We start from the raw sequence: 11,720 nt of genomic DNA on the forward strand, positions 1-11,720 counted from the left end.
TCCTGACCATTCCGCTTCGGCGCAGCCCTGTTATGTCTTTTTCTGACATCTGGCCACGATTGGACCAAATAAATGAATGCACTTAATCAGATAAATGATCTCAAAGCCCGCATGGGGAAGTCAATTATCGGGCAGGTCGAGGTAATTGACCGGCTGCTAATTGGATTGCTGGCGAACGGAAACCTATTGATCGAAGGTCTGCCGGGTCTGGCAAAAACTCGTGCTGTCAAAGCCATGGCGCGCAATCTTGATGCAGATTTCAGCCGGATACAATTCACACCAGATCTGCTGCCATCCGACGTAACCGGCACCGAAGTATTCCAACAAACCAGTGACGGCGGCACGTTCCGGTTCGATCCTGGCCCGATCTTTGCCAACATCGTGCTGGCCGATGAAATTAACCGCGCGCCTGCCAAAGTCCAAGCCGCGCTGTTGGAGGCGATGGAGGAACGGCAAGTCACCGTTTCAGGCACCACACACAAAATGGAGCCTTTGTTCATCGTGATGGCTACGCAAAACCCGATTGAGCAAGAGGGCACTTATCCCCTGCCCGAAGCGCAGATGGATCGGTTCCTTATGCACGTTCAGATCACCTACCCCCCGGTCGAAGACGAGGTAGAGGTTATACGGCTGGTGCGCGGTGAAGAGGTCGCCGCCGGGACCGGCGTTTTCAGAAAGACCCGAACGCCGATCCCGCAAGACGCCGTTTTTCAGGCACGGCTCGAGATAGGGCAAATTCATGTGTCCGACGCAATGGATCGATACATGGCTGATTTGGTGCAGGCGACCCGCACACCCGAGAAGTTCAGCGATGAGTTGGCCAGTTGGATTGAAATTGGCGCCAGTCCGCGCGCCTCGCTTGCGCTGGACAAGTGCGGACGCGCGCATGCCTGGATGAATGAACGCGATTATGTGGACCCCGCGGATATTCGCGCCGTTGCCTACGATGTGTTCCGCCACCGCATCACGCTTAGCTTTGAAGCGCAAGGAAGCGCCAAAACACCGGATGACGTGATAACGGAAATCCTGCGCCTAGTGGCGCTGCCCTGATTGATCGGAGAGAAGTTCGTGGCCCAGACCGCCACCTATCCTAATGACCCACGCATTCATGTGGATACCCAACACCTGTTGCGGCTTGGCGCGAAGTCGCGCGCGCTCAGCCTTTTGCCGAAACAACCCGCGCGTTCGATCCTGAATGGCCGCCATGCGTCGCGGCTGCGAGGGCGCGGTCTGAATTTCGAAGAACTGCGCGGCTATCTCCCTGACGATGACATACGGACTATCGATTGGAAAGTGACGGCGCGCACCGGAAAACCTCATGTTAGGGTCTATACCGAAGAACGAGATCGCCCTGCCCTGCTGCTGGTCGATCAACGCGTTTCGATGTTTTTCGGTACCGAAGTGTATATGAAATCAGTCATCGCCGCCGAGGCCGCCGCGATTGCGGCCCATCGCGTCCTGTCGCAAGGTGACCGTGTCGGCGGCATCGTCTTCGGCGACACTGATCTGGCCGAACACCGCCCGCAACGCCGCGCCGCTGCCTTAACGCGGTTCTTATCGTCGGTCGCTGCGTTGAATGGCGATTTGAACGCGTCCTTGCGTCCCAAACCGACCATCGCGCTGAATGACGTGCTGAGACAGGCAGTCGGTATTGCACATACCAACGCGTTGATCTGTGTGTTTTCGGATTTCGATGGTCTGGACAGGGCATCAGAACGCCTGCTGAGCCGCTTAGCGCAATCCAACGACCTTATTCTGTTCAATATTTCCGACCCTAGTGCGCATCAACTGACCGCAGGCTTGAAGATGACGGTTTCGGATGGGACGAAACAAATCGAGCTCGACAGTTCCGACCCGGACCTGTCCAGCCGTATCAAGGCTGCAATGGATAATAGGTTGGCGCAATTGCAACACTGGTCACGGCGCTATGGCTTCCCGATTGTCCCGCTGACAACGTCCGAGCCGGCCCTTGATCAATTGCTGAAATTGTTCGGCCATCCCGGAGGACGGACATGAGCGTCGATGTGGACGGCAAATCCCTCGTCGAACTGCTCGACATGCTGGTGCCCGCACCTGCGCCCGAGCCAATTCCAATGACACCGCAGACCTGGGGTTGGCTGGCTCTTGCAGTCGTTGTAGTGGCAGTCATTGTTGTGGGACTTCATTTGTTTCGCGGACATCAGCGATCCAACGCATACCGACACGCCGCACTTGCCGATCTACAAGCCGCGAACGATGACCCTGCAAAAGTCGCAGAGATTTTACGCCGTACGGCACTTGTTGCATATCCACGCGCGAAGGTTGCCAGTTTGCATGGGCAAGAGTGGCTAAACTTTCTACAGCAAACTGCTGAAAAAATGCCAGTTTCCTCTCCGACATCTCGCCTACTACTCGAAGGGCCCTACAGAATAAGCCCATCAAGTCCGGAACTGTCACATATGGCACGGGTCTGGATACAAAGCCACAAACCTGAAGGAGGGCGCAGATGATTTCATTCGCCGCGCCCTGGGTTTTTCTGATATTGCCCTTGCCGCTGTTGGTCTATTGGTTTGTTCCACCGCATCGCGAACAAACCAGCGCAATTCGCATCCCGTTTTTCCGCCATGTCGCCAAGGCTGCAGGGGCTGATCCGCAATCGGGGTCTATGATCTCACAGCGGTCAATGCTGCAAGCATTCGTGGCCACCTTGATCTGGCTGCTGCTTGTTACAGCCCTTGCTCGTCCTGAAAAACTGGCTGATCCTATTGTCGTCGAAAAATCTGCGCGGGACGTTGTGTTGGCTCTCGACATCTCAGGGTCGATGGATCAACGCGACTTCCAATCCACAGATGGAACGCCCAAGCAGCGCCTTGCTGCTGTCAAAGACGTGTTGCGCGCATTTATTGCCGAGCGTCAGGGTGACCGGATGGCGCTTATTATCTTTGGTACCCGCGCCTTCGTACAGGCACCATTTACCGAAGATCTTAATAGTTTGAATGGGTTCCTGGATCAAACTCAAGTCGGCATGGCGGGTCCGAATACGGCTTTGGGTGATGCGATCGGGCTTGGAATACGTATCTTTGACTCAAGCGAGGTAGATCAGCGTTTGATGATTGTACTCAGCGACGGCGCGGATACGTCCAGCCGCATGACGCCCGCCAACGCTGCAGCCATCGCAGCGGATAAAGGTGTGGTCATTTATACCATCGGCGTTGGTGATCCTGACGCCACTGGCGAAGACCGTGTGGATCTGGAAGCGCTGCAAGCCATCGCGGATCGTACTGGTGGCCAGTATTTCTTTGCCAACGATCAGGCCGCGCTGAGCGACACATACCAACGAATTGATGAGCAAAACCCCAGAATTGTCGAAACCCAAAGCTACCGCCCACGCGAAAGCCTGACGCATTACCCGTTGCTGATGGCGCTGATCGTTTTTCTTTGCAGTTCGACCGGCTTTCATTTCGCACATCGTCACAGGAGAGCGACATGATCGACGCTGTGACTGAATTTCATTTTATCAGAATAATTTACCTTCTGTTCCTAATCCCAATTGCAGGGCTGTGGTGGGCGATCCGCCCGAAACGCAAAGGGCTATCTGACCTGCCTGCTGGTATAGCTCCTCATTTGGCTAAAGCACTTTTGTTAGGTGCCGAAGCAAACCGCCGGATCTATCCGATCGACGTTGCCATGACCGTCGCCGTTCTACTCACGCTGGCCGCTGCTGGTCCGACCTGGACGCGGGCGGCCAACCCCCTGATCGCGGATACGGCCCCCCTGGTGATTGCCTTGAAAGTTACCGATAGCATGGAGGATACCGATCTGACCCCGTCGCGCCTGCAACGGGCGAAATTCAAGATCACCGATATCATCAACGCACGGGCTGGCGCACAGACCGCTTTGATTGCCTATGCAGGCTCATCGCACCGGGTTGCACCCCTGACCGAGGATGCGAACATCTTGCGTCCATTGCTGGAGGGCCTGACCCCTGCCGTGATGCCAAAGTCCGGAGATGCCGCAGGAGACGCTTTAGTACTGGCGCAAAGCATCTTGGATGAAAGTCAGACACCAGGCGCAGTGCTGTTTGTTCTGGATGATCTAGACCCCTCGCAGATTCCAGAGTTCGAAACCGCGTCATCGCAGATTTTTTTTCTGACAATGCTGCCTGACAGCCAGGAAATCGTTCAGCTCAACACCCTGAAAAACGCCGAAGTGGTCCCGTTTTCAACTGATGACCGGGATGTCACGCGACTGCTGAGGCAAATACAGACAGCTTATGTCGATGCTCTGGATGACGAGGACCGGCTTGATTGGCAAGACCGAGGGTGGATTCTGGCCTGGCCAGCTGCGCTGTTGTCCCTTCTTTGGTTCAGGCGGGGTTGGGTCATTCGGTGGGCCATGCTGGGGCTATTCCTTGTTCAACCGTCTGGCCCGGCCAATGCCGACGGATGGCGCGATTGGTTCCTGACGCCCGACCAACAGGGCCAGATCGCCATGAACCAAAAGCGCTTTGCTGATGCGGCAGAGTTGTTCGAAGACCCATATCACGAAGGCTACGCTCGTCTAAAAACAGGCCAATACCCCGAGGCCGCGGCGATCTTTGCGGAACTTAAAACACCTGAAGCAGCCTTCGCCGAGGGAATGGCACGCATCCGAAACCGGGAATACAGACCAGCTATTTCGGCCTTTGAAACTGCATTAGAGCGTCGCCCTAACTGGCCGGATGCGCAACATAATCTTGAAGTTGCCACAGCCATTTTGGACTATGTTGAAACCACTCGCGAACAATCTGATACCGGTGAAGAGGCAGGTATCGGCGCGGATGACACCGTATTCGACAACGACGCAGGTCGGGGCGAAAACACAACCATTCAAGCCCAAACCGACGGCAGCCAGCCCCTTTCCGCGGATCAATGGATCAGCGCCATCGACACAGACATGCAGGACTTTCTGCGCAATCGGTTCTTGCTGGAAAATCAGGAGCGAACGCAATGAAGCGCCTTCTCCTCCTGCTGCTTTTGTTACCCAACGCAGTGCTTTCGCAAGGAACAACTGCAATCCAACCTCAAGTGACGGTGGAGACGCCGACCGAAGACGTGATCGTGGGGCAACCGGCGATCGTGCGCATCAAGGTACTGGTTCCTACGTTCATGCCGTCTCCTCCCGTCTTCCCGTCATTGGAACAGGAAAACCTGTTGGTCCGGCTTCCTGAACGCGCATCAGGTCCCGTCAGTGAGCCCGTGAACGGTGAAACATGGTCCGGGGTTCAGCGCAGCTATCGCATTTACCCTCTGCTTGCCGGGCAAATCAGCCTTGGCGTCACCGACATGAAGGTGACGTTTGCCGACCCTGAAACGAATGCTCCAATACAAGTCTCGGTCCCGCTTTCACCGATCGCAATCAATGCTGTTGTCCCAGACGGTGCAGCCAACCTGAACCCTCTGATTATCGCGACGGGTTTTGAATTGGAGCAAGAGGTTGAGGGCGTGACTGAGATGCAGGCCGGAGATGCAATTACACGGCGGTTAACAGCACGTATCACCGGCACCAGCCCGATCCTTATTCCGAAACTTATTCTTGAATATCAAGAACCTCTGCTGCGCCCTTACCCCAAGGAACCACGCTTAACTGAAACCGAGGATCGAGGTATTCTGTCCGGCCAACGGGTCGAAGAGGTAGTGTACCTTGCCCAAGATGGCGGCCAAGCGCAGCTGCCGCCCGTGTCTTTTCAGTGGTTCAATCTGTCAACTGACGCGGTCGAAACCGTGGAAGTACCGGGTGTGGATCTGACGCTCACCGCGCCCAGGTCGAACCCTCTGACGACGGACAGGATGGTTGAATATGCGCTTTGGTTGGGATTGGCGGCAATTGTTATTTGGGCGTCTTTGCGTTGGGGCGCACCGCGCTTTCGCACTTGGAAAGACGCGCGGCACCAAGCATATCGCGCATCGCCTGCATTTGCTCTGGCGGAATTGCAACGCGCGCTAAAGGCCCATGATTTGTCCGCAGCTTATTCAGCGCTGGAAACCTGGAAAACCCGCAGCAGTGATCCACAAGGGTATCGGGAACTTGAGGCACAGTTGGCAAGGATTGGCTGTGCACGGTATGCATCTGATACCAATCAGAAAACACCGGATTGGTCTGCTGCAATTTCGGCCATGAAGGAACTTGCAGAAACACCACAATCGCAGGCTCAACCGCTTCCACCGCTGAATCCTTAACGCTTAGGTCTGGCAGTTCGCGATCAGCGCCTGTCTGTTCTTCAACCGCACCCGTCCATAGCCGAGTTCGATCAAGTCCAAATCAGCAAGGCGGTGTAGGCTGCGATGCAAAGTAGGTTGTGACACAGCGATCATCTCGGCCAATTCTTCCTGTGACACGACGATCCATCCATCACATTTCGAGGTGCCTTCATCCAGATGCAGCAGCCTGAGAACTAACCTCTTTTCGCTGCCCGTGACCGCCAGGTTTGCCATGATCCGAAGGGCGGTCTGCATATTCTCGTGGGTCAGCGCGTAAAAGTCCCGAACGTAGTCAGGCTTGGACTGAACCAACTTGGTCACGCGACCATTTGGGAAGTACAACGCGTGCGTCTCTTGCGTCGTTACGACACTAATCAGACGCGGTTCATCCGCAAACAACGCCAGATCCCCGACCCAAAACCCCGCGCCTTCGCGATGCAGAACGAATTCCTGCCCGTCATCCGCCGGAGCGGTGATCTGCACGCCACCGCTGAGGACAGCAAAGACCCCGTTGGACGGATCGCCATGGTGATACAGCGTTTCCCAGGCTTCATAGGTTTTCGGGACCCCGCACTCCAACAAATCACGCTGAAATGCGGCGGAACGTTTGCTGAACCAGCCTCCGCCCTGCAAGAGTTTCATATTATTCGCTTTGTCAAACATTAGAATTTTTCAATATCATCATATGATGAGTTTTCAATCTCATTGATCGCCTAACCTGAGCACGCTCGATTCCCCTACGGGTGATGTAACGCCGTTCAGAAATCGACCATTTCTTGGCAGCTTATTGGCTGAAACAGCCAGCCTCCAACTAATTTTCACCTCCGGGTTTTTTCGACCCTTTCAAATCAGGAGTACATCATGTCACCACCACGTTCGATTGCATACAGTTGGCGCAGAGGCTTGCGCCGGGTTGCTGTGGCTACATTCGCCGTTGCGTTGGCAATTCCCGCCTGGGCGCAGGAACAGAAACCCAACATCCTGGTCATCTGGGGGGACGATATTGGACAGTCCAATATTTCGGCCTACACGATGGGTTTAATGGGGTATCAGACGCCCAATATCGATCGCGTCGCCAAGGAAGGGATGATCTTCACCGACTATTATGGCGAGCAATCCTGCACCGCGGGCCGGTCATCCTATATCATGGGGCAATCAGTATTCCGGACCGGGTTGTCCAAGGTTGGATTGCCGGGTGCCGATCTGGGTATGCAGGTCGAAGATCCAACCATCGCGGGCTTGTTGAAGGACCACGGCTATGCCACTGGTCAATTTGGTAAAAACCACCTGGGTGACAAGGATGAGCATCTTCCGACAAATCACGGATTTGATGAATTTTTCGGAAACCTGTATCACCTGAATGCCGAGGAAGAACCGGAAAATGAAGACTATCCCGGCGACGCGGTTCTGGCCGATGGGCGCACCTTCCGCGAAGCGTATGGCCCGCGCGGTGTAATCAAATCCAAGGCGGACGGCACCATAGAAGACACCGGCCCCCTGACCCGCAAGCGCATGGAGACGGTAGACGAAGAGACCGTTGCCGCTGCAATTGACTTCATCAAGCGAGCCCATGAGCAAGGCCAGCCCTTCTATGTCTGGTGGAACGGCACTCGGATGCATTTCCGCACCCACGTCAAGGATGAGATGCGCGCGCAAGCGAACGATATCATTGGTGGCGTTGCAGACGAATACACTGCGGGCATGATTGAACATGACATGCATGTAGGGCAGTTGCTGGACCTGCTGGATGAGCTTGGAATCGCAGACAACACGATCGTCCACTATTCCACCGACAACGGACCGCACATGAACACATGGCCGGATGCTGCCATGACACCGTTCTGGGGCGAAAAGAACACCAACTGGGAAGGCGGATGGCGCGTTCCATCGATGGTGCGCTGGCCCGGCCAGATCGAAGCTGGTTCGGTCACCAATGAGATCGTGCATCACATGGACTGGCTGCCGACCTATCTGGCCGTCGCTGGTGATCCAGAGATCAAGGAAAAGCTGAAGGCTGGCTATAGCTCCTCCGGCATGGGCCGAGATTACAAGGTGCATCTGGACGGCTACAACATCCTGCCTTTGCTGACTGGTGAGGCCACGGAAAGCCCCCGACGTGAAATTTTCTATTTCTCGGATGACGGTGACCTGACCGCGCTGCGTTTTGACGATTGGAAGCTGATCTTCCTAGAGCAGAAGGCATGGGCCACCCTGCGCGCCTGGATCGAGCCCTGGACCGAACTGCGTATTCCTCTGATCGTGAACCTGCGTCGTGATCCGTATGAGCGCGCGTATCGGACCTCCAACACCTACTATGACTGGCTGTTGGACCGGGCTTATTTCCTGGTGCCAGCACAGCAATATGTCGGGTCTTTCTTGGAAACCTTCCAGGAGTTCCCGCCACGCCAGAAAGCGGCAAGCTTTAATCTGGATCAGGTGATGGAGAAACTGGTCACGCCGACCAACAACTAAGCCCCTCGCAAGCTTAGGGTCGCCGGTTCAACGGCGGCCCTTTTCACGTTGAAGAAAAAGGAATTTCTCATGAAGACCGCCCTTCTCGCTGCTGCCGTTTTCATGGCCCCGTCGATTGCCCTGGCCGACCCGCTGCCCAGTTGGGGAACCTCTGCGTCGAAAGATCAGATTCTTGCTTTTGTTGACGCCGTCACCGATCCGGGCAATCCTGATTACGTGACACCAGCAGACCGGATCGCCGTGTTCGATAATGACGGGACGCTTTGGGCGGAACAGCCGGTGTATTTCCAACTGACCTTCGCCATGGACCGCCTTGCCGAAATGGCCGCGGCTGATCCTTCGATCCTGACCAGCCCAACGCTGGAAGCTGCGGCCAAGGGGGATATGGAGGCCATCGCGGAAGGCGGCCATGAGGCCTTGATCGAAGTCCTGAATGCCTCGCATTCCGGGGTCAGCGTCGAAGAGTTTCAGGCCTCGGTCACAAAATGGCTGGACACCGCGCGTCACCCCGATACCGGGCTGCCCTATGACCAGATGACTTATCAGCCAATGGTGGAACTGCTACGCTATCTCAGGGATGAAGGGTTCCGCACTTACATCGTTTCGGGCGGCGGACTGCATTTCATGCGCGTGTTTGCCGAGGACGCATATGGCGTGCCGCCAGAGCAGGTACTGGGCACCTATACTGCCACCACTTATGAAACGGCCGAAGGCAAACCCACGATCATCAAGGCCCCCGGCATTGCTTTTATAGACGACAAGGAAGGCAAGCCGATCAATATCGAACGCACCCTTGGCAGGCGCCCCATTCTGGCCGGTGGAAATTCGGACGGGGACTTTGCCATGCTCGAGTGGACAACCGCCGGGCACGGACCGCGTTTGGGCGTCCTGATCCATCACACCGACGCTGAAAGAGAATGGGCGTATGACCGTGAAAGCCCGATCGGAAAACTGGTCGACGGGTTGGACAAAGGCCCCGATATGGGCTGGGTCATCGTGGATATGGCGCAAGACTGGAATCGCATCTACACTGGGTCGGAATAAGGCACTCAGAGAACGATAACCTCATGTGGACATTACTTGTTTCCGCTGCCGTCCTCGTCCTGTACGTGACGGCTGTGGTCTTTGCCATACGGGCGGCGCAGACCGCCCGAACACCGCAGGGCGCGGTTGGCTGGGTGGTGTTTCTGATCTCAGCCCCGATGCTCGGCGCACCCATGTATTTGTTTTTGGGCCACCACCGATTTCGCGGGTATCGCATTGCGCGAAAACACAGCGAACGCGTCGTTGAAGGCATCAAAAGCTTTGCAGATTTTTCAATGCCCGAGCCCGGCTCGATGCCGTTCAACGCACGGCCATTCGAGGTTTTGGCGCATCTGCCAGTATCGCGTGGAAACGGTGCCAATTTGCTGATCGACGGCAAGGCCACGTTCGATGCCATTTTCGAGGCAATCGAAGCCGCGCAAAGTTATATCCTGATCCAGTTCTACATTGTCCGCGATGACGACCTGGGCAAACAGTTGCAGTCCAAACTGATTGCCGCAGCCGAGCGTGGTGTCTCGGTCCGCTTTATGACCGATTCCGTGGGCAGTTATGGTCTGCCGACCGCCTACCTTGACACCTTGCGCGCCGCTGGGATCGAGATTGCCAACCCGCGCGACCGGCGCGGACCGCAATATCGCTTTCAGCTGAACTATCGAAACCACCGCAAGACCGTAATCATTGATGGTGAAACGGGCTTTATTGGTGGTCACAACGTAGGGGTCGAGTATCTGGGCCAGAGCAAACATTTCGGCCATTGGCGCGACACACATCTGAAAATGACCGGCCATATCGTCCGTCAATTACAGTTGATCTTTGTCGAGGATTGGCACTGGGCCCACGAAGAAGATCTGATTGATCAGCTCAACTGGGCCGGATCAGAATCCGAACAGGACATGAATGCCCTGCTGGTCGCCACCGGTCCGGGGGACGAAACGGAAACTGGTGCGATGATGTTTTTCTCGGCCATCACTGCAGCCAAGGAAAGGATATGGATCGCCTCACCCTATTTTGTGCCTGATATCGACGTCATGACGGCCTTACAGCACGCTGCTCTTCGAGGTGTCGATGTGCGCATCCTTGTACCTGAGGTGATTGACCACCGCCTGCCCTGGCTGGCTGCCTTCGCTTATTTCGACGAAATCCGCGACTGCGGTGCTCGGGTGTTTCGGTATACCGAAGGGTTCATGCATCAAAAGGCATTCGTGGTCGATGACACGCTGGCTGCTGTGGGAACGACCAATCTGGACAACCGATCATTCCGGCTGAATTTCGAAGCCATGGCACTGTTTTTCGACCAACGCGCGGCTGAGGCAGTGGACAAAATGCTGCGCGACGATTTTGAAAACAGTTATGAATTGACCCGCAAACTGCCCGAACAACCCGGCTATATCCGGTTCGGCTCACCACTTGCGCGCTTGTTCGCGCCTATCCTCTAGGACATCAGCTCTTCTTTGAAAACCTGGGTCATCAGGGCAACCATAAAGGCCGTCGACAGGCCAAACGCCAGCAAACCTGTGACCGAAGCAAACGCGCCGAATATGCGCAACGGTTCACCCAACACAATGTCGCCATACCCCAGGGTAGTGAAAGTCACCAACGAGAAATACAAGGCCGAATTCCAGTCAGGCAGAACATCCCCCAACACCCAGACGATCGCCCACAACCAGACTTGAAACGTGTGAATTGCAACGATGAATGCTAGCGCGATACAGATGGGACCGGCGATGGCAAGAAACCGTTTCGTGTTCTCAAGCCGGGGTACCGCGTGCCGGATGACCTGCGTACACCACGTCAAAAGGATGATTTCGATTAGGAAGCAAATCCCCAGATAGATACTGCCCCAAACAATCTGCTGCGCTAGTGTCATAAACTCGTATCCCGGCCCGGAGAAGTTCTGACACAATGGCGACTTAACCAAAAAAGAACAAGGCTGTGACAATCGCAAAAGATTGCGTCCGGACGCTGGACTCTGTGGGGTGGCGTTGC

11 protein-coding genes are annotated in these 11,720 nt (G+C 55.5%); 9 read left to right on the forward strand and 2 right to left on the reverse strand.

The genetic code is table 11. The features are described from left to right. The first annotated feature begins 72 nt into the window (after nucleotides 1-72). Genes ACR0DL_RS05305 through ACR0DL_RS05330 form a run of 6 tightly spaced genes read left to right on the forward strand, consistent with a single transcriptional unit; the run spans nucleotide 73 to nucleotide 6,197 of the window. Nucleotides 73-1,050, forward strand: coding sequence for an AAA family ATPase (locus ACR0DL_RS05305; RefSeq protein WP_480687941.1), 978 nt, complete (start codon nucleotides 73-75; stop codon nucleotides 1,048-1,050). 18 nt (nucleotides 1,051-1,068) lie between these two features. Then, nucleotides 1,069-2,016, forward strand: a complete 948-nt coding sequence (locus tag ACR0DL_RS05310) for a DUF58 domain-containing protein (RefSeq protein ID WP_480687943.1) — start codon at nucleotides 1,069-1,071, stop codon at nucleotides 2,014-2,016. Continuing rightward, entirely contained in the window at nucleotides 2,013-2,489 is a 477-nt protein-coding gene (locus ACR0DL_RS05315; protein WP_480661861.1) for a DUF4381 domain-containing protein, read from the forward strand. The genes ACR0DL_RS05310 and ACR0DL_RS05315 overlap by 4 nt, the downstream gene beginning before the upstream one ends. Further along, nucleotides 2,486-3,469, forward strand: coding sequence for a vWA domain-containing protein (locus ACR0DL_RS05320; protein ID WP_480661859.1), 984 nt, complete (start codon nucleotides 2,486-2,488; stop codon nucleotides 3,467-3,469). Before ACR0DL_RS05315 ends, ACR0DL_RS05320 begins: the two co-directional genes overlap by 4 nt. Then, nucleotides 3,466-4,971, forward strand: coding sequence for a VWA domain-containing protein (locus ACR0DL_RS05325; RefSeq protein WP_480687945.1), 1,506 nt, complete (start codon nucleotides 3,466-3,468; stop codon nucleotides 4,969-4,971). Before ACR0DL_RS05320 ends, ACR0DL_RS05325 begins: the two co-directional genes overlap by 4 nt. Next, entirely contained in the window at nucleotides 4,968-6,197 is a 1,230-nt protein-coding gene (locus tag ACR0DL_RS05330) for a hypothetical protein (protein WP_480687947.1), read from the forward strand. Before ACR0DL_RS05325 ends, ACR0DL_RS05330 begins: the two co-directional genes overlap by 4 nt. A 3-nt stretch (nucleotides 6,198-6,200) precedes the next feature. Here ACR0DL_RS05330 and ACR0DL_RS05335 read toward each other — a convergent pair whose 3' ends face one another. Continuing rightward, nucleotides 6,201-6,860, reverse strand: coding sequence for a Crp/Fnr family transcriptional regulator (locus ACR0DL_RS05335; RefSeq protein ID WP_254429480.1), 660 nt, complete (start codon nucleotides 6,858-6,860; stop codon nucleotides 6,201-6,203). Between the two features lie 219 nt (nucleotides 6,861-7,079). On the opposite strand from ACR0DL_RS05335, the gene ACR0DL_RS05340 reads away from it, so the two are divergent. The 3 genes from ACR0DL_RS05340 (at nucleotide 7,080) to cls (ending at nucleotide 11,170) form a co-directional block, all read left to right on the forward strand. Beyond that, the gene (locus ACR0DL_RS05340; protein WP_174820415.1) at nucleotides 7,080-8,690 is read left to right on the forward strand and encodes an arylsulfatase; all 1,611 of its coding nucleotides are present in this window, start codon (nucleotides 7,080-7,082) and stop codon (nucleotides 8,688-8,690) included. 69 nt (nucleotides 8,691-8,759) lie between these two features. After that, entirely contained in the window at nucleotides 8,760-9,734 is a 975-nt protein-coding gene (locus tag ACR0DL_RS05345; RefSeq protein WP_480687949.1) for an HAD family hydrolase, read from the forward strand. Nucleotides 9,735-9,757: 23 nt separating this feature from the next. Beyond that, nucleotides 9,758-11,170 carry a cardiolipin synthase gene (gene cls, locus ACR0DL_RS05350; RefSeq protein WP_480687951.1) on the forward strand — a complete coding sequence of 471 codons (1,413 nt, stop codon included), beginning with the start codon at nucleotides 9,758-9,760 and terminating at the stop codon, nucleotides 11,168-11,170. Here the strand turns inward: cls and ACR0DL_RS05355 are convergent. Further along, complete coding sequence (locus ACR0DL_RS05355) at nucleotides 11,167-11,601, reverse strand: ion channel (protein ID WP_170348790.1); 435 nt, start codon at nucleotides 11,599-11,601, stop codon at nucleotides 11,167-11,169. The two genes, cls and ACR0DL_RS05355, sit on opposite strands and share 4 nt — an antisense overlap. Nucleotides 11,602-11,720: the final 119 nt, after the last annotated feature.

Source organism: Ruegeria sp. BB5 (assembly GCF_056539405.1).